Raw genomic sequence first — 18,703 nt, forward strand, 5'->3', positions numbered from 1 at the left:
CATCATAGGACGAACCGGCCGGCCCGACCATTAAGCTCTTGTGATGGGTTCGATCACGCCGGGTGACACCTGCAGAATGTCGGCCCGCCCCTCCAGCTCCGCGAAAAGGCCCGGGTCCGCGCCGGTCATCCAGACCTGTCCGCCGAGGGATTCGAGGGCGTCGTAGAGGCCGGCGCGGCGGCGCGGGTCGAGATGGGCTGCAACCTCGTCGAGGAGCACGAAGGGGGCGATGCCGCTCATGCTGGCGACGAGCCGGGCATGGGCGAGCACGAGGCCGATGAGAAGCGCTTTCTGCTCGCCGGTGGAGGCGGTGTTGGCGGAGATATCCTTCGGTCCGTGACGCACGAGGAGGTCCGAGGCCTGCGGCCCGACCAGAGTGCGTCCGGCGGCGCGGTCGCGGGGGCGGTTGTCGCGCAAAATCGCCCGGTAGCGATCCTCGGCATCGACGGCGGGAAGGGTCGCCACGAGAGCGTCGATCTCGCCTTCCAGGCTCATCGTGGCGAAGGGGAAGGGGGATTCCTCCTCGCGGGTTTCGAGAACGAGTGCCGCGAGGCGCTCGACGGTCTCTCGGCGTGCGGCAGCCACCGCGATGGCGAGCTCCGCCACCTCGCGCTCGAGCGCATCGAGCCAGAGACGGTCGTCGGGGTTGTCTTCCAGCACCCGGTTGCGCGAGCGCAGCGCGCGCTCCAGCGCATTGACCCGCGTGCCGTGCTCCGCATCGACCGCGAGAACCAACCGGTCCAGAAAGCGCCGCCGGTCGCCGGCAGGTCCACGAAAGAGTGCGTCGAGGTCCGGCGTGAGCCAGACGATGCGCAGATACTCGGCAAAGGCCGTGGGCGAGGAGGCCGGCATGCCGTCGATGCGGCAGACCCGTGAAGCACGGGAGCCTTCCCGCGAGGCGCGGGAGCCCTCGTTCTGATGTTCGATTCCCGTGCCGAGCCGATGCTCGCCGTACGGCGCGTCGAGGGTGACGGAAACGGCGAAGGATCCCGGCCCCTCGTCGCGCGCCATTTCGGCGAGTTCCGCGCGCCTTAAGCCCCGTCCCGGCATGAAGAGAGAGACCGCCTCCAGCACATTGGTCTTGCCGGCCCCGTTCTCGCCAACCAGCGCCACGAGCGGGCGCGTGACGGAGAGGTCCAGGCTCGCATAGGTGCGGAAATCCTGGAGGATCAGACGGGCGATTCGGGAAGCGGCAACAGGCGACGAGGACATGCGCCCCTTTCATTGAGGAGCGGGCGCGAAAGATCAAGCTTCGGCACGGCCGAACCGTCATTTCGGATTTTCGGGACGCAACCGCGATCACGCGTCATGGCCGGGCTTGTCCGGCCATCCCGGGACAAGCATCTCGCCTCACCAAAATGAGATCACCGGCACCGATCCCCGGATCAAGTCCGGGGAGGTGATGACGTAGAGCTAATGCTGGAGCCGATCCCGGATCGGCCTACGCCGTCCGGGACGCCGCCGTGTCCGTCACACCCGCATCGGCATCAGAACGTAGAGCGCGGCGGCGCCTTCGCGGTCCTGGACGATGGTGGGGGAGCCGGGATCGGCGAGCTTGAACAGGGCGGTATCGCCGTCGAGCTGGCTTGCGATGTCGAGAAGGTAGCGGGCGTTGAAGCCGATATCGATCGGCGCCGCATCGTAATCGACCTCGAGCTCTTCCGTCGCGCTGCCGGAATCCGGGTTGTTGACGGTGAGTGTCAGGCGCCCGTCGCCCAGCGCGAGCTTCACCGCACGGCCGCGTTCCGACGAGATGGTGGAGACACGGTCCACAGCCTTCGAGAACTCCCCGCGCTCGACCACCAGAACCTTGTCGTTCCCGGCGGGAATGACGCGCTGGTAATCGGGGAAGGTGCCGTCGATGAGCTTGGAGGTCAGCACCACGCCGTCGAAGGTCAGCCGCACCTTGGCGGAGGACAATTCGATGGTCACGCTCTCGGAGCCGTCCTCCACGAGCTTGACGATCTCGGCCACGGCCTTGCGCGGCACGATCACGCCGGGCATGCCTTCCGAGCCGTTCGGCGCCGGGATCTCGACGCGGGCGAGGCGGTGGCCGTCGGTGGCGACGGCGCGCATGACGACGGTGCCGCCCGCATCGATGGTGTGGAGATAGATGCCGTTGAGGTAGTAGCGCGTCTCTTCCGTCGAGATCGCGAACTGGGTCTTCTCGATCAGGCGCTTGAGATCGGCTGCGGTCAGCGTGAAGCGGTGCGGCAGATCGCCGGCGGCGAGATCGGGGAAATCGCTCTCCGGCAGCGCCTGCAGCATGAAGCGCGAGCGGCCGGAACGGATCTGCATCTGGCCCATGTCGGGGCTCATCTCGAGCGAGACCTGCGCGCCTTCCGAGAGTTTGCGCACGATGTCGTAGATCATGTAGGCCGGCACCGTGGTGGAGCCTGCCTCCGTGATCTCGGCCGGGATCGTCTCTGTCACCTCGATGTCGAGGTCGGTCGCCTTCAGGCGCAGGGAGCCCTCATCCGCCCGCAGAAGGACGTTGGAAAGGATCGGGATGGTGTTGCGGCGCTCGACGACGCGGTGCACGTGCCCCAGCGCCTTCAGCAGAGCGGCGCGCTCAACGGTAACTCTCATAACCTAGCACCTGGTTTCGGTGAAATTCTTGGCCGATCCCACGAAGACCGATGTCTCCGAGCGGGATAAGCAGGGCAGCAGATTGGCTTTTGTCGACCGAGAAAGCAAGGCCGGGGCAAACCCCGGCCCGGAAGGCTTACTCCTGCAGCATGCGCTTGAGGAGCTCGACCTCGTCGGAGAGGGCGTGGTCTTCCCCCAAGGCCTTCTCGATCTTGCGCACGGCGTGGAGCACGGTGGTGTGATCCCGCCCGCCGAAGCGGCGGCCGATCTCGGGCAGGGAACGCAAGGTCAGCACCTTGGACAGGTACATGGCGATCTGACGCGGACGCACCACGGCCGCGGTGCGACGCTCCGAGAGGATATCGGAGCGGGAGACGTTGTAGCGCGAGGCCACCAGCTTCTGGATGTCCTCGATCTTGACCCGCTTGGGCTCGCGGTTGCGCACGAGATCGCGGATCGCGATCTCGGCGGTTTCCAGAGTGATCGCGGAACCGGTGAGCGTCGCATGGGCGAGCAGGCGGTTCACGGCGCCTTCGAGATCGCGGCCGTTCGCGGTGATCGCGCGGGCCACGTAAGCGATCACGCTCGAGCCGACCTCGAAAGTCGGATGGATCGTTTTCAGGGCCTCGATGCGCGTGGTGAGGATCGAGGTGCGCAGGGCCTCGTCGAGCGCGCTGACCTCGACCACGAGACCGCCGGCAAGACGCGAGCGCACGCGCTCGTCGAGATTTTCGAGATCCGCCGGCGGACGGTCCGCGGCGATCACGATCTGGCGGCCCGCATCGATGAGGGCGTTCAGCGTGTGGCCGAATTCCTGCTGAATCTGCTTGCCCTGGATGAACTGCACGTCGTCGATGATGAGCAGATCTATGCCGCGCAGGCGCTCCTTGAAGGCAAGCGACGTCTGCGCCTTCAGAGAGGCGACGAAGCCATACATGAAGCGGTCGGCGGTGAGATAGATCACCCGGCGTCCCTGCGCGCGCACCTCATGGCCGACGGCATGCAGAAGATGCGTCTTGCCGAGGCCCACTCCCGCATGGAGATAGAGCGGGTTGTAGATAGCCTGACCGTTCTGGGCGTGGGCGACACGGTCGGCGGCGGCATGAGCGAGGGCGTTGGAACGGCCGACGATGAAACTCTCGAAGGTCAGGCGGGAATCGAGCGGTGCCCCACCGAGATCTCCAGCTTCGCTGCGATCCTCTTGGGACGCTGCCAGGGAGGGAGCCTTGATCTCGCCGGGCGTCGGCATCGCCATCGAGCTCGCCGATGCCGTGCGGGGCGCTTCGCTGATCCGGCGCTGCGCAGCGGCCGGATCGCGTCCGAGCGTGTTGCGCACGCCGATGGAGATGCGCTCTACCTCGCCGGCCTCGGCGCGGTACACCGCCAGCACCCGATCGGCGTAATGGGATTCGATCCAGCTCTTCAGGAAGCGGGTGGGAACCGTCAGATAGGCACAGCCCTCGACCACCGAATCCAGCTCCAGGCGGCCGAACCAGCTGGCGAAGATGTCCTCGCCCAGTTCGGCCCGGAGGCGGCGCTTCACCCGCGCCCACACATCCGATCCCATTTGTTCGCCCGGAGCCTCCTTGCCGTTCTCGCTGGGAGCGGCAAAGGTGCGGTGATCTTCGCTGCGATACATCAATATTCCTCCACGAGGTCCCGACCCAACAAGGCCGGAAACCCCCACGCATGACCCGTTTTGAACACCAAAGCACAGATGGCTCACAGGTTATTCAAAACGTGGCGCCCCCAATTGTACTAAAGATTATATGAATACTTTTAAGTGGAGACGCTCACGGACTGTCGTCTCCTTCGGCTTCACTCAAGGTCTATCAAGTTTACCTCTCGGTAAAGGGCAGGCCTTCGCTTGCTTCTTGAGAGAGTGAAACAACGGCCGATCCCCCGCTTATGGTGTTTTAGTTCGATCTTTGAGTGAAGGACTTAACGGCGAGCCGTTGAAGCAGGTTGACCTTACACAGGGTGCGCGACGGCGTGCAATATGGCCGAGTCGAGTCATGAGCCGCTGCAACCCTCCAATCGGGTTCACAGCCTCGTCCACAGGTTTTGAATCGGGGCTTTAAAGTCCTGACTCTTCAACTGATTCACTGTGTCGCTGCAGCGCATCGAAAGCTCTGAAAAAAGAGTCTTTCCGCAACCTTGATTCAGGGTCGATTCGGCTCGAATCGACAGGTGATTCTGATGCTTCGCGATGCTTTGCCTGCTAAGCTCTTGATCGGACTTGATCTTTTATGTGCGGTTTGAATCCGATCTGTGGAGCTTTCACCCTGTCGTTCGGGGATAAAGTCAAGCTCCTGTGTGGATAAAATTCAGCCCCGGATTCCGGCGTCAGTCACGAAAAAACCCGGCCTCTCGGCCGGGTCTGATCGACGATGAAAAGACAGCTCTGGAAGCTGCTTTTTAAGCGCTCAGCGTCTTGATGCGGCTCGCAAGGCGCGAGACCTTCCGCGACGCGGTGTTCTTGTGCACGATGCCCTTCTGGGCGGCGCGCATCATCTCCGGCTCGGCGGCGCGCAGGGCGGCCGCAGCCTCGGTCTGGTTGCCGGCAGCGATCGCCTCCTCAACCTTGCGGACGAAGGTCCGCATACGGCTGCGACGCGACTTGTTGATCGCGGTGCGCTTCGCGATCTTGCGGGTCATCTTCTTGGCGGACACGGTGTTGGCCATGGCCCATCCTCGTTCTTTTCAAAATCCCGATACGCCAAGCCCAAGCCTGTCGAGAGCTTCGGCGCCGATCGGTTGATTGCATGGAAACCGAAGAGCCCGCGGGACGCGCGGGCTCATGTGAGGCGGCTTATAGACGCGATACCTTCCAACGTCAACGTCCGCCGGACTTTGCGCGTCAAAAAAGCGCCAGCGAGGCCTTTTGAAGGGCCTGGCGCCAGGGATTGGTCGGATCCAGAAGGAGCCTGAGCGCCATCAGGCTCGACACCAGAACCAGGAGCGGCCGGATGATCCGGGAGCCCAGCCGCATCGCGAGGTGCGAGCCGATCTGTGCACCAATCAGCGAGGCTCCCGCCATGACGAGCCCGACGGGCCATACTACCGCGCCGGTCGCCGAATAGAGAAGGAGGCTGCCGAAATTGCTCGCGAAATTGACAAGCTTGGTATGGGCGGTCGCCTTCACCACCCCGTAGCCGAGCAGCGTCACGAAGGCGAGCATATAGAAGGAGCCCGCACCGGGTCCGAAGATGCCGTCGTAGAAGCCGATGGCGACCGGTGCCGTCAGGCCGAAGGCGAGCGCCGTCATCCGGGCATGGGCATCCGCATCCTTCATCTTGCGCGAGAGGGCGAAATAGATCGCCATGGCGATGAGGAGCAGCGGGATCAGCATCTCGAGCAAGGAGCGCGGCAGGAACTGGACGCACAGAGCTCCGGCGATGCTGCTCACGAAGGCCATGAGGGTGAAGCCCCAGGCCTTCTTCCATTCGATCAATCCCTTGCGGCCGAACGTATAGGTGGCCGAGGCTGCTGCCATGGCACCTTGCACCTTGTTGGTGGCGATCGCCTGTGCCGGGTCGAGCCCTGCAAGAAGCAGAGCCGGAACGGTCAGAAGCCCGCCGCCTCCGGCGATGGAATCCACGAAGCCCGCAAGAAAGGAGACCGCGGCGAGAGCCGCGATCATGTCGAAGCCGATATCGATCACTGTTTACTGATTCTTGAACTCGGCCGGGCGCTTGCCGACGAAGGCGGCCATGCCTTCCTTCTGGTCGGCGGTGGCGAACATGGCGTGGAACAGGCGGCGCTCGAAGCGGATGCCCTCGGCGAGAGAGACTTCGTCGGCGCGGTTGATGGTCTCCTTGGTCATCATGGCGATCGGCAGCGACATCGAAGCGATGGTCTCGGCCGTCTTCATGACTTCAGTGAGGAGATCGCCAAGCGGCACCACGCGGGCGACGAGGCCGGAGCGCTCGGCCTCCTCGGCGCCCATCATGCGCCCGGTCAGGCACATCTCCATGGCCTTGGCCTTGCCGATGAGGCGCGTCAGGCGCTGCGTGCCGCCCATGCCCGGCATCACGCCGAGCTTGATCTCCGGCTGGCCGAACTTGGCGTTGTCGGCCGCGATAATGAAGTCGCACATCATGGCGAACTCGCAGCCGCCGCCGAGCGCGAAGCCCGCCACCGCCGCGATCATCGGCTTGCGCCGCCCCGACACCTTCTCCCAGCCGGAGAAGAAATCGGCCATGTAGCTATGGGGATAGGTGAGCTCGGCCATCTCCTTGATGTCGGCGCCGGCGGCAAAGGCCTTCTCCGAGCCGGTGATGACGATGCAGCCGATATCGGCATCCGCCTCGAAGGCGTCGAGCGCTTGGTTCACCTCGTTAAGCAGGGCCGTATTGAGGGCGTTCAGGGCCTGGGGCCGGTTGAGGGTGATCAGTCCCACCTTGCCGCGCGTCTCAACGAGAATCGTCTCAAAAGCCATGCCCGCGTCTCCTCATCGCTGGATGAGACACCGGTAGGCGAGGGCGGACGATGCGGCAAGAGCAAATCGGGGCGACGCGTCTGTCGTAAAGGCCGCCTACAAATCTCGACCTCATCCTGAGGAGATCGCGAAGCGATCGTCTCGAAGGAGGATCCAGCGCGCACTGGAGACGCCCTCGTCCTTCGAGACGCCGCCTCCGGCGGCCCTCAGGATGAGGGCTACGGGGCGGGAAACTCTTCATGAGCCAGCCTCTCAGGATGAGGGCTCATGGGTTGGCCAGTCTCAGGCGCGCGAGCGCTTCTGGCAGACTGGGCAATAGAAGGTCGACCGACCCGACTGCACGAGGCGCGTCACCGTGCCAGTGCATTGGGGCGTCACGCAGGCCTCGCCTTCCCGGTCATAGACCTTGAAGGAATGCTGGAAATAGCCGAGCGATCCGTCGACCTGCGCGTGGTCGCGCAGGGTCGATCCACCGGCCTCGACGGCCTCGGCGAGAACGTCCCGGATGATGTCGGCGAGCCTATGCGCTTTCTCCGTCGGCTTGCCGGTCTTCGTCGCGAGCGAGCCTGCCGGGGCTTCAGGATGCAGCCCGGTGCGAAACAGGGCCTCGCACACATAGATATTGCCGAGCCCTGCGATCAGGCGCTGGTCGAGGAGGGCGGCCTTCAGCGGCGTGCGCTTGTCCTGGAAGAGCCTGGCGATGGTCTCGCCGGAGAGTTCGTTGCCGAGGGGCTCGATCCCCATGCCGGCGAAATGCTTCGAGGTCTCGATGCCCGAGCGCGGTATGAGATCCATGAAGCCGAAACGGCGGGCATCGTTGTAGGTGACGGTCGCGCCGTTGGAGAGCTCGAACACCACATGGTCGTGGGCGCCCAGGCCTCCATGCTCGTAGTGGAACTCGCCCGGTGCGCGGGTTTTCCCTCCTTGCGTCACGAGGAACCTTCCCGACATGCCCAGATGCATGACCAGCACCTCGCCGGAGGAGAGGTCGGCCAGGAGATACTTGGCTCGGCGGCTCAAGGATTGGACCTCCTGCCCCTCGAGCCTCTGGGCGAACCGCTCCGGAAAGGGAAAGCGCAGGTCGGGCCGGCGCTGGGCGACCTTGGTGAAGCGGGCGCCGACCATCGCGGGCTCCAGGCCGCGGCGAACGGTCTCGACTTCGGGCAGTTCGGGCATCAACCATCTCTCGGGTTCTTGATACCCCTTACATAGCCATCCGGTCCCGCTTCCGCTATGGATCGCGACAACAGGCGACGAGAGGCTTGACGATCATGACCGACGACAACACCCATTTCGGGTTCCAGTCCGTGCCGCTCGGCGAGAAGCAGGGCAAGGTCAACGAGGTCTTCCGCTCGGTGGCGAGCCGCTACGACATCATGAACGATCTCATGTCGGCCGGCCTCCACCGCCTCTGGAAGGATGCCCTCGTCTCCTCCTTACGCCCGCCGCGCGACCGGCCGTTCCGCCATCTCGACGTGGCCGGCGGAACCGGAGACGTGGCCTTCCGGATCCTGGACGAAAGCGGACCGCAGACCCGCGTGACCGTGCTCGACATCAACGGCGAGATGCTCAAAGTCGGTGCCGAGCGGGCAGGGCACCGGTACGAGGGTCGCATCGATTTCGTCGAGGCCAATGCGGAGGAACTGCCGCTCGAATCCAAGACCTACGATGCCTATACCATCGCCTTCGGCATCCGGAACGTGCCGCGCATCGATGCGGCTTTGCGCGAGGCGCATCGAGTTCTGAAACCCGGCGGACGCTTCCTCTGCCTCGAATTCTCGAAGGTCGACGTGCCCGTTCTCGATAAAATCTACGACGCCTATTCCTTCAACGTCATCCCGAAGCTCGGCGGCATGGTGACGGGGGATGCGGAATCCTATCAGTATCTGGTGGAATCGATCCGCCGCTTCCCGACGCCGGCAGCCTTCGCGCGCATGATCGAGGAGGCAGGCTTCAAGCGCGTTACGCACCGGGCGCTGACGGCCGGCGTCGTCGCCATTCATTCGGGCTGGAAGATCTGACACGTGATCGGCAGCCTCGTTCATCTTGCCCGCAACCTGCGCGCCGGTTTCGTCCTGGCGCGTGAAGGCGCGCTTGCCCTCGTCGATCCGAGCGCCCTGCCGCCCTCCGCCCGCTTGGGTCTGCGGATCGCGCGGATCATCGAGCGGCCGCAGGCCGGCGACGGCGCGGCACGGCTCTCCAAGGCGCTGACGCGGCTCGGGCCCTCTTATGTGAAGTTCGGCCAGTTCCTGGCGACCCGTCCCGACATCGTCGGCGTGGCGGCCGCCCGCGACCTGGAGCGCCTGCAGGACCGCATGCCGCCCTTCCCACGCGCGGAAGCGGTGCGCATGGTCGAGGCCGCGCTCGGCCGGAGCGTCGACGAGCTGTTCCTGGAATTCAGCGAGCCGATTGCGGCCGCTTCCATCGCACAGGTTCACCGGGCGCGCATCCATACGCCCGAGGGCGACGAGATCCTCGCGGTAAAGGTGGTGCGGCCCGGCGTGCGCGAGGGCTTCGCCCGCGATCTTCAGGCCATGCGCGCGGCCGCCCGTCTGTTCGAGCGCGTGGTGCCCGATGCGCGCCGCCTCAAGCCGCTCGAGATCGTCGAGGCCCTTGCCCGCTCCGTCGCCGTCGAGATGGACCTGCGACTCGAGGCGGCCGCCGTCTCCGAACTGGCGGAGAACACCAAGGACGATCCGGATTTCCGCGTGCCGAAGCCGGAATGGGATCTGACCGCCCGCGACGTGCTCACCACCACCTGGATCGAAGGCATCCGCCTCAACGATCTCGCCGGAATCGAGGCCGCCGGCCTCGACCGGGTGGCCTTGGGGCGGACCGTAATCCAGTCCTTCCTGCGCCATGCCATCCGCGACGGCTATTTCCACGCCGACATGCATCCGGGCAACCTGTTCGTGGATGCGGAAGGCCGCCTCGTCGCCGTCGATTTCGGCATCATGGGCCGTCTCGGCATGAAGGAGCGGCGGTTCCTCGCCGAAATTCTGCTCGGCTTCATCCGGCGCGATTACCTGCGCGTGGCGCAGGTGCATTTCGAGGCCGGCTATGTGCCGCCGCATCATTCGGTCGAGGATTTCGCCCAGGCCATCCGCGCCATCGGCGAGCCGATCCACGACCGGCGTGCCGACGAGATCTCCATGGCGAAGCTTCTGACGCTTCTCTTCGAGATCACGGCCCTGTTCGACATGGCGACCCGGATCGAGCTCGTCATGCTTCAGAAGACCATGGTCGTGGTCGAAGGTGTCGCCCGCAACCTTGATCCGAAGCTCGACATGTGGACCACCTCCGAGCCCGTGGTGCGCGATTGGATCGAGCGCAATCTCGGGCCCCTCGGCCGCGTCGAGCAGGCCGGTAAAGGGTTGTGGACGCTCGCCGGCGTCATCGGCGACCTGCCGGAGCTGGCGCTTCGCGCCGAGCGGGTTCTCAACCAGCTCGAAGACGTGACGGCCAAGGGTGTCGCCCTCGATCAGGACAGCGTCGCCGCCATCGGCCGCGCCGAGGCGCGGGGCAATCGCTGGGGTGTCGCGGCCTTGTGGATTATCGCCGTCTCCCTGATGATCATGCTGTTCAGGGGCTTCGCATGACGGCGCTTTCAGGCAAACGCATCCTCCTCGTCATCGGCGGCGGCATCGCGGCCTACAAGTCGCTCGACCTCATCCGCCGCCTGCGCGAGCGCGGCGCTTCCGTGCGCTGCGTTCTCACCGCCGGCGCACAGCAATTCATCACGCCGCTGGCTGCCTCGGCCTTGACCGGCCAGCGCTCGCATACCGAGCTTTTCGACCGCGAGGATGAGGCCGATATCGGCCATATCAAGCTCGCCCGCGATGCGGACCTTATCGTCGTCGCACCCGCGACCGCCAATCTCATGGCGAAGATGGCAGGCGGTCATGCGGACGATCTCGCCTCCACGGTGCTGCTTGCCACGACCCTGCCGATCCTGATCGCGCCCGCCATGAACGTGCGCATGTGGCTGCATCCGGCGACGCAGCGTAATCTGAACATGCTTCGGGCTGACGGCGTGCATGTCGTCGGTCCGAACGACGGCGCCATGGCGGAGGCCGAATTCGGCCCCGGTCGCATGGCCGAACCTCTGGAGATCGCGGCTGCCGTCGAGCGCCTGCTGACTCCGTCGGGGCCGCTCGCCGGCAGGCATGTGATCGTGACATCCGGTCCGACGCATGAGCCCATCGATCCAGTGCGCTACATTGCCAACCGCTCCTCCGGCAAGCAGGGCCATGCCATCGCGAAGGCCGCAGCGGAAGCCGGTGCGCGCGTGACCCTGATCTCCGGTCCGGTGACGCTGCCCGATCCCGCCGGCGTCACGACCGTGCATGTGGAAAGCGCGCGCGACATGCTGGAGGCTGTCGAGAAGGCCTTGCCGGCCGATATCGGCATCTTCGCCGCCGCCGTTGCCGATTGGCGCGTCACTAACGCGGGCGAGCAGAAGATCAAGAAGAAGGACGGCGCCTTGCCGAACCTGTCGCTGACGGAGAATCCCGACATCCTCGCCACAATCTCGCATCGCACGCAAAGCCGCCCGCCGCTCATGGTGGGCTTTGCGGCGGAAACCGAGCACGTGATCGAGCACGCGAAGCAGAAGCTCGCGAGAAAAGGCTGCGATCTCATCGTCGCCAACGACGTCTCGACGGAAGGCGGCGTCATGGGCGGCGACAGCAATACGGTGCATCTCGTCACCGCCTCGGACGTGGAAACCTGGCCGACCCTGCCGAAGGCCGATGTGGCGAAGAAGCTCGTCGAACGCCTCGGTGCATTGGTGGGAGGCAAAGAGCGATGAGCCATCGCCTGCGCATCCAGCGCCTCGCCCATGCCGCCGATCTGCCGCTGCCGCGTTACGAGACGGCGGGTGCGGCGGGCATGGATCTCATCGCGGCCAATCCGTCCGATGCGCCGATCGTCCTCGATCCTCTGGCGCGGGCGCTCGTTCCCACCGGGCTCGTGTTCCAGCTCGAGCCCGGCTTCGAGGCACAGGTGCGGCCGCGTTCGGGGCTTGCCTTCAAACATGGCGTGACCGTGCTCAACGCGCCTGGCACCATCGACGCGGATTACCGCGGCGAAGTGCAGGTGCTGCTCGTCAATCTGAGCTCCGAGCCCTTCACCATCACTCGTGGCATGCGCATTGCCCAGCTGGTCGTCGCACCGGTTCTCCAGGTCGAGCCGGTCGAGGTCGAGTGGGTCGACGAGACGCCGCGTGCCGCCGGCGGTTTCGGCTCCACGGGCTTGGGCTAGGGAGCTCGGCCATGAATTTCCTCTCGCGCCGCTCGCTTCTCGCCATCGCCGCCGTCACCGACATCGCGCTCCATGCCCGCCCCATGCCGGTTTCGGCCAAGGCGCTCGCCGGACGCCACAACCTGCCGCCGCGCTATCTCGAGCCGGTTTTGCAGGCCCTGGTCCGGCAGGGCGTCCTGAAGGGCGTGCGCGGCCCGCGCGGCGGCTACGAGCTTGCCCGCGAGCGACGGCGGATCACGGCCGGCGATATCGTGCGCATCGCCATGTCGGCCCTGGACGAGGACGGCTCCTCTCCGATCCCGGAATCGCGCCTCGCCGAGGCCGTCGTCTCGCCCCTCGTTCAGCGCGGCACCGACGCTTTCCTGAATGAGCTCGACAAGGTGACCGTTGAAGATCTGTGCCAGAAGGCGCAGGCGGAAGCGGCCATCGACTCCATGCCTGCGGTTGATTTCACGATCTAATGCGTGAAATGAAGTGAATATCGACACCTTGTGCGGAAAAGGCTAAGTTTCCTCCGATTTCAAGGAGGAAATGGATGGCTGACACGCGCAATCGGTCGGATGCCAAGCCCGGACGCGGCCGCATCTTCGGTTCCATCACGGAGACCATCGGCGACACGCCGCTCGTGCGCCTGAACCGGCTGCCGCAGGAGCAGGGGATCGATGCCGAGATCCTGGTCAAGCTCGAATTCTTCAACCCGATCTCGAGCGTGAAGGACCGCATCGGCGTGAGCATGATCGAGGCCATGGAAGCGGCCGGCAAGATCACGCCCGACACGACCCTGATCGAGCCGACCTCCGGCAATACGGGCATCGCACTCGCCTTCGTGGCGGCGGCGCGGGGCTACCGGCTGATCCTGGTCATGCCCGAGACCATGTCCCTCGAGCGGCGCAAGATGCTGGCCTATCTCGGCGCCGAACTCGTTCTCACGCCCGGACCCTTAGGCATGAAGGGTGCGCTGGCCAAGGCCGAGGAACTCCTGAGCGAGATCACGGATTCGGTCATGCCGCAGCAGTTCAAGAACCCGGCCAATCCTGAGATTCACCGCAGGACGACGGCGGAGGAAATCTGGAACGACACCGGCGGTCAGTTCGATGCCTTCGTCGCCGGCGTCGGCACCGGCGGCACGATCACCGGCGTCGCCCAGGTGATCAAGCCGCGCCTGCCGAACCTGAAGATCATCGCCGTAGAGCCGGAGGATTCACCCGTGCTTTCGGGCGGTCAGCCTGGTCCGCACAAGATCCAGGGCATCGGCGCAGGATTCGTACCGGACGTACTCGACCGTTCGCTCATCGACGATGTGGTGACGGTCGGCAACCAGACCGCCTTCGACACCGCGCGCAAGCTCGCCAAGTTGGAGGGCATTCCCGGCGGCATCTCAACCGGCGCCAACGTGGCGGCGGCGCTTGAGGTGGCGGCGCGGCCCGAATACAAGGGCAAGCGCATCGTCACCGTCGCGCCTTCCTTCGCCGAGCGCTACATCTCGAGCGCTTTGTTCGAAGGCCTGTGAGGCAATCGGGCATATGGATTTGAGGGCGGCTTTCGAGCCGCCCTCTTTGTTTGCGCATACTCCAAGCGTAGCCAGAACTTCGCTTCGCCCGTCGGGTTCTCTCTGCTGCACCCGAATCCAAGTCACGCAAGGAGTCTGTCATGGCGGAGCGCAAGGCGCCTCATTCACTGAAGGATCAAACGGCGGACCAGATCCGCAACGAGCAGCGCGGCGGCATCGACACGCCGATCGATCCGAACCGGGACGGCGGCGTCGAAGGCAATGCCACCATGCGCGAGGTCTGGGACGAGCCTGGCGGCGAGGCCTATGCCTACCGCCAATCCATGGGCGGCGCCGGAAACCGGGACGAGGGCCATGACGAACTCACCGCCGCCGAGACGCCCGAGACCACCAAGCACCTGAGCGATGCCAGCCTGTCGCCGAAGGACAAGGACGCGACCGCCGAGGCCATCGAGCGGGCGGGTGCCGCGAACGGCAAAGGCAAGCGCTGAAAGGAGAGCACCATGGGCAATGCAGGCTACGGCAATCATACCGACGACGCGGCGAAAAAGGCAGACGCCAAGCAGCCACAACAGGGCTCATCGCGGAAGCCGGCCTCCGACAAGATGCCGGCGGCAGGACCGCACGACAAGCCGCACCTGACCAACCCTGATGCGACGCCCGGAACAGGCTCCCTGCCGGAACCAGGCGAGCATGACACGACGAATTCGACGAGTTCCTGACGCGAGGAAACGAGAATGGCTCAACCCGACAACAAAAAGCCCGGCCAAGCGACCGAGGAGGATATCGACGCGCCTCGCCTGACCCCGCAGGGCCGCGCCGACCCGGATGCTTCCGGCGAGGATTCGACGAACCCGATGGGCGAGGGTGCGAAGAAAGGACAGAGCAGCAAGGCGGAGGGATAGCTAAATCGGCTTTTCCCCTCGCCTCACAGGAATCGGGTGGAATCAGCTTGTGAAACAATGTCTCATGAGACGGAACCCTTACGAAGGTCGTCCGTCCCATGTCGCATCCTCTCCCTCCTTCCTTCCGTCACCTCGCCTGGTCGAACGTCGCCGCCCAATCCGCCGAGCAGATCGGTCTTGCCGCCGCGCCCATGATCGCCGTTCTGGCGCTCGGTGCGGGAACCGGCGAGACGGGACTGCTCGTGGCCATGCAGGCCCTGCCGTTCCTGCTGCTGTCGTTCCCCGCCGGTGTCCTCGCCGACCGCATGCCGCGCCGGACATTGATGACGGCGGCCGAAATCCTTCGGGCGCTGGCCCTCCTGACCCTGCCCGTTTTGGCGATGTTCGGGATGCTTTCCGTCCCGGTCCTGGCCGTGCTCGGCTTTGCTGCGGCGACCGGAACGGTCGTTTTCAGCGTGGCCGCTCCCGCTCTCGTTCCGAGTCTGGTGCCGCGCGAGATGCTGGCCCGCGCCAACGGCACCCTCGAACTGGCGCGCAGCCTCGCCTTCGCGGCCGGGCCCGCTCTGGCCGGCGCTCTCGTGGGCTGGGCCGGCGCATCGCAGACCTTCATGCTGGCGGCGGCGCTCTCGATGCTGGCCGCATTGCTCCTGATCCGGGTTCCGGAGACGTCCCGCCCGAGCCTGCCGAAGCGTCATTTCTGGCGCGATCTGAAGGAGGGCGCGGGCTTCGCGTGGATGCATCCGCTGCTCCGGCCGATCCTGCTGACGGCGGTCGCCTGGAACCTCGCCTGGTTCGTGCTGCAGGCGGCCTATGTTCCTTACGCCGCCCATGTGCTCGGGCTGACCGCATCGGGCATCGGAACGTCGCTCGCGACCTATGGCATCGGCATGGTCGTCGGCGCCTTGCTCGCCCCCCGGCTGATCGCCCGCCTCGCCTTCGGCGCGGCGATCATCGTCGGGCCCCTGGTTTCCGTAGCGGCTGCCTTTACGATGGCAGCGACCCTGTGGATGCCGTCCGGCATCCTGGCCGGGCTGTCCTTCTTCCTGTTCGGCGCCGGTCCGATCCTTTGGACCATCAGCCAGACCACGCTTCGCCAGACTGTCACGCCGGTTGCGCTCCTCGGGCGGGTCTCGGCGCTCGTCATGACGGCGACGGCGGGCGTGCGACCCGTGGGCGCCGCCATCGGCGCGGCGGTCGGCATCGCCTATGGTCCGGAAGCCTGCATCCTGATCGCCGCGCTCGGCTTCGTGGTCCAGCTTCTCGTGATCATGACCTCGGCCGTCCCGAAGCTGACGACGTTGCCGGATCCGGTCGCCGATCCGCTGCCTGCCAATTCATGAAAAAGGCCGCTCCGGGGAGCGGCCTTTCAATTTGTCTTTAGGCGCTGAGCGCTTCCTTCTGCTTCTCGGAGCGCTTGCGGTCGTTCGGGTCGAGGATCGCCTTGCGGATGCGGATCGACTTCGGCGTCACCTCGACGAGTTCGTCGTCCTCGATCCAGGCGAGCGAGCGCTCGAGGGTCATGCGGATCGGCGGCGTCAGGCGCACCGCCTCGTCCTTCGAGGTGGTGCGGATGTTGGTGAGCTTCTTGCCCTTGAGCACATTCACCTCGAGGTCGTTCTCGCGGTTGTGCTCGCCGACGATCATGCCCTGATAGACCTTCCAGCCCGGCTCGATCATCATCGGGCCGCGATCTTCCAGGTTCCACAGGGCATAGGCCACGGCCTCGCCTGCATCGTTGGAGATCAGCACGCCGTTGCGCCGTCCCGCGATCTCGCCCTTGTAGGGCTCGTAGGCGTGGAACAGGCGGTTCATGATCGCGGTGCCGCGGGTGTCGGTGAGCAACTCGCTCTGATAGCCGATGAGGCCGCGGGTCGGAGCGTAGAACACCAGGCGCTGGCGGTTGCCGCCGGAGGGCTTCATCTCGACCATCTCGGCGCGGCGCTCGGACATCTTCTGCACCACGACGCCGGAGAACTCCTCGTCCACGTCGATGACCACTTCCTCGATCGGCTCGAGCAGCTGGCCGGCCTCGTCCTTCTCGAACACCACGCGGGGACGCGACACGGCGAGCTCGAAGCCCTCGCGGCGCATGGTCTCGATCAGGATCGCGAGCTGCAATTCGCCGCGGCCCGAGACGAAGAACGAATCCTTGTCGGACGCTTCCTCGATCTTGAGCGTGACGTTGCCTTCCGCTTCCTTGAATAGGCGGTCGCGGATCATGCGGCTCGTCACCTTGTCGCCCTCGGTGCCGGCGAGCGGGGAATCGTTGACGATGAACGACATGGTCACGGTCGGCGGATCGATGGGCTGGGCCTGGATCGGAATGTCGTTCTCCGGCGCGCAGAAGGTGTCGGCCACCGAGCCCTTCACCAGGCCTGCGATGGAGACGATGTCGCCCGCCTCGCCGATCTCGATCGGCTGGCGCTCCAGGCCGCGGAAGGCGAGGATCTTGGACACGCGGCCGGTCTCGACCACCTTGCCCTCGCGGTCGAGCACCTTGATCGACTGGTTCGGCTTCACCGTGCCGGAAGAGATGCGGCCGGTGACGATGCGGCCGAGGAAGGGGTTGGCTTCGAGCAGCGTGCCGAGCATGCGGAACGAGCCTTCCTCGGTCTTGGCAGGGGGCACGTGCTCGAGCACGAGATCGAACAGAGGGGCGAGGCCCTGGTCCTGCGGGCCTTCCGGCGAGTTGGCCATCCAGCCGTTGCGGCCGGACCCGTAGAGGATCGGGAAGTCGAGCTGCTCGTCGGTGGCGTCCAGCGCCGCGAACAGGTCGAACACCTCGTTGATGACCTCCTGGTGGCGGCCGTCGGGACGGTCGATCTTGTTGATGGCGACGATGGGGCGCAGGCCGATCTTGAGGGCCTTGGAGACCACGAACTTGGTCTGCGGCATCGGGCCCTCGGCCGCGTCGACGAGCACGATGGCGCCGTCGACCATGCTCAGGATGCGCTCCACCTCGCCGCCGAAATCGGCGTGGCCGGGGGTGTCGACGATGTTGATGCGGGTGTCCTTCCAGACGACCGAGGTCGCCTTGGCGAGAATCGTGATGCCGCGCTCCTTCTCGAGGTCGTTCGAGTCCATGGCGCGCTCTTCCACGCGCTGGTTCTCGCGGAACGCACCGGATTGCTGGAGCAGCTTGTCGACGAGGGTGGTCTTGCCGTGGTCGACGTGGGCGATGATGGCAATGTTGCGTAGCTTCATGAGGGGTCTTTCAAAGCAAAGCGGCCCGGCACGCGGCAAGCGTAGCCGCGCCCCTGGCTCGTACCGGGCGAAAATGATTGCACTGCAATATAGGGAGAAAGGTGAGGCCGCAATAGGGCGGGCAACAGGATTGCAAGCGCGGCCTTTCGCCCAGGGCGACGCGATCGGGGGCCATCGGGTCTATGTTACCATTGGGATGAGGCAGGCGGACGGCTCCCGAAAATTCATGCTCGACGGCGGCGGGATGTGACCCATCCGTGATTTCTGCGACGACCATGTGTCAACCAATGCCTCCCGCCGCCCTTTAACCTCGACCTTGTCATCCCCGCGCAGGCGGGGATCCAGAACCACTCCGTCTCAGGACGAGACGATCCGCGTCGCGCATGGTTCTGCGGCGTCGGCGGTTATGGATCCCGGGCTCGGCTTCGCCGCCCCGGGATGACAGCGCTTTATTCGGCTTGCGATCCGGGATCGGCTGCGCCGTCCAGGATGACAACGCCACGCTCCTCCCGGGATGACGTTTCCCTCGCCGTCATCTCACCCTGCGCCGTCATCCCCACCCTGCGCCGTCATGCCCGGGCTTGTCCCGGGCACCCACGTCTTAAGCAGTGTGGTGGCTCCCAAGACGTGGGTGGCCGGACCAAGTCCGGCCATGACGGTAGAGGGGATGAGGTGGCGGGTGGATCGATAAGGCGATGTCAAAGAGCCAGCACCTTGGGGCCCGCAGCGTGAGCTGCGAGCCTTTTGGGTGGATCGAGGGTGGCGCGAATGGCAGCCCGGCTCGATGATGGA

Annotated in this window: 18 protein-coding genes; 10 read left to right on the top strand and 8 right to left on the bottom strand. The window is 65.3% G+C overall.

Annotated elements, in window-relative coordinates:
- Positions 1 to 30 precede the first annotated feature (30 nt).
- From recF to mutM, 7 genes are all read right to left on the bottom strand, one after another.
- A complete protein-coding gene (recF, locus tag JKL46_RS16195) occupies positions 31 to 1,212 on the bottom strand; it encodes a DNA replication/repair protein RecF (protein WP_201834639.1) in 1,182 nt (393 codons plus the stop codon).
- 258 nt (positions 1,213 to 1,470) lie between these two features.
- Positions 1,471 to 2,589: a DNA polymerase III subunit beta gene (gene dnaN, locus JKL46_RS16200; RefSeq protein ID WP_201834641.1), complete on the bottom strand. Its 1,119-nt coding sequence runs from the start codon at positions 2,587 to 2,589 to the stop codon at positions 1,471 to 1,473.
- Between the two features lie 136 nt (positions 2,590 to 2,725).
- Positions 2,726 to 4,156 carry a chromosomal replication initiator protein DnaA gene (gene dnaA, locus JKL46_RS16205; protein WP_246529349.1) on the bottom strand — a complete coding sequence of 477 codons (1,431 nt, stop codon included), beginning with the start codon at positions 4,154 to 4,156 and terminating at the stop codon, positions 2,726 to 2,728.
- Positions 4,157 to 5,007: 851 nt separating this feature from the next.
- Positions 5,008 to 5,274: a 30S ribosomal protein S20 gene (gene rpsT / locus JKL46_RS16210; RefSeq protein WP_099509771.1), complete on the bottom strand. Its 267-nt coding sequence runs from the start codon at positions 5,272 to 5,274 to the stop codon at positions 5,008 to 5,010.
- A 175-nt stretch (positions 5,275 to 5,449) separates the two neighbouring features.
- A complete protein-coding gene (locus tag JKL46_RS16215; protein WP_425493277.1) occupies positions 5,450 to 6,253 on the bottom strand; it encodes a TSUP family transporter in 804 nt (267 codons plus the stop codon).
- Between the two features lie 3 nt (positions 6,254 to 6,256).
- Complete coding sequence (locus JKL46_RS16220) at positions 6,257 to 7,030, bottom strand: enoyl-CoA hydratase (protein WP_201834645.1); 774 nt, start codon at positions 7,028 to 7,030, stop codon at positions 6,257 to 6,259.
- Positions 7,031 to 7,312: 282 nt separating this feature from the next.
- Complete coding sequence (gene mutM, locus JKL46_RS16225; RefSeq protein WP_201834647.1) at positions 7,313 to 8,206, bottom strand: bifunctional DNA-formamidopyrimidine glycosylase/DNA-(apurinic or apyrimidinic site) lyase; 894 nt, start codon at positions 8,204 to 8,206, stop codon at positions 7,313 to 7,315.
- 95 nt (positions 8,207 to 8,301) lie between these two features.
- Here mutM and ubiE point away from each other — a divergent pair, with 95 nt between their 5' ends.
- From ubiE to JKL46_RS16275, 10 genes are all read left to right on the top strand, one after another.
- Positions 8,302 to 9,051 (top strand): bifunctional demethylmenaquinone methyltransferase/2-methoxy-6-polyprenyl-1,4-benzoquinol methylase UbiE, encoded by a 750-nt coding sequence (gene ubiE / locus JKL46_RS16230; RefSeq protein WP_201834649.1) that lies wholly within the window; start codon positions 8,302 to 8,304, stop codon positions 9,049 to 9,051.
- A gap of 3 nt (positions 9,052 to 9,054) precedes the next feature.
- Positions 9,055 to 10,629, top strand: coding sequence for a 2-polyprenylphenol 6-hydroxylase (ubiB, locus tag JKL46_RS16235; RefSeq protein WP_201834651.1), 1,575 nt, complete (start codon positions 9,055 to 9,057; stop codon positions 10,627 to 10,629).
- Positions 10,626 to 11,840 carry a bifunctional phosphopantothenoylcysteine decarboxylase/phosphopantothenate--cysteine ligase CoaBC gene (gene coaBC / locus JKL46_RS16240; protein ID WP_201834653.1) on the top strand — a complete coding sequence of 405 codons (1,215 nt, stop codon included), beginning with the start codon at positions 10,626 to 10,628 and terminating at the stop codon, positions 11,838 to 11,840. The genes ubiB and coaBC overlap by 4 nt, the downstream gene beginning before the upstream one ends.
- A complete protein-coding gene (gene dut, locus JKL46_RS16245) occupies positions 11,837 to 12,292 on the top strand; it encodes a dUTP diphosphatase (protein WP_201834655.1) in 456 nt (151 codons plus the stop codon). Before coaBC ends, dut begins: the two co-directional genes overlap by 4 nt.
- An 11-nt stretch (positions 12,293 to 12,303) precedes the next feature.
- Complete coding sequence (locus JKL46_RS16250) at positions 12,304 to 12,753, top strand: RrF2 family transcriptional regulator (RefSeq protein ID WP_201834657.1); 450 nt, start codon at positions 12,304 to 12,306, stop codon at positions 12,751 to 12,753.
- Positions 12,754 to 12,827: 74 nt separating this feature from the next.
- Positions 12,828 to 13,802, top strand: coding sequence for a cysteine synthase A (cysK, locus tag JKL46_RS16255; protein WP_201834659.1), 975 nt, complete (start codon positions 12,828 to 12,830; stop codon positions 13,800 to 13,802).
- Between the two features lie 140 nt (positions 13,803 to 13,942).
- Positions 13,943 to 14,293: a hypothetical protein gene (locus JKL46_RS16260; protein ID WP_201834661.1), complete on the top strand. Its 351-nt coding sequence runs from the start codon at positions 13,943 to 13,945 to the stop codon at positions 14,291 to 14,293.
- A 12-nt stretch (positions 14,294 to 14,305) separates the two neighbouring features.
- Positions 14,306 to 14,524: a hypothetical protein gene (locus JKL46_RS16265; RefSeq protein WP_201834692.1), complete on the top strand. Its 219-nt coding sequence runs from the start codon at positions 14,306 to 14,308 to the stop codon at positions 14,522 to 14,524.
- A 15-nt stretch (positions 14,525 to 14,539) separates the two neighbouring features.
- A complete protein-coding gene (locus JKL46_RS16270) occupies positions 14,540 to 14,707 on the top strand; it encodes a hypothetical protein (protein WP_201834663.1) in 168 nt (55 codons plus the stop codon).
- A gap of 98 nt (positions 14,708 to 14,805) precedes the next feature.
- A complete protein-coding gene (locus JKL46_RS16275; RefSeq protein ID WP_201834665.1) occupies positions 14,806 to 16,047 on the top strand; it encodes an MFS transporter in 1,242 nt (413 codons plus the stop codon).
- A 37-nt stretch (positions 16,048 to 16,084) separates the two neighbouring features.
- On the opposite strand, the gene typA is transcribed toward JKL46_RS16275, so the two are convergent.
- On the bottom strand, positions 16,085 to 17,911 hold the full coding sequence (typA, locus tag JKL46_RS16280; protein ID WP_201834667.1) for a translational GTPase TypA: 1,827 nt from the start codon (positions 17,909 to 17,911) through the stop codon (positions 16,085 to 16,087).
- Positions 17,912 to 18,703 lie beyond the last annotated feature (792 nt).

The organism is Microvirga zambiensis WSM3693, assembly GCF_016735695.1.
Lineage (GTDB): Bacteria > Pseudomonadota > Alphaproteobacteria > Rhizobiales > Beijerinckiaceae > Microvirga > Microvirga zambiensis.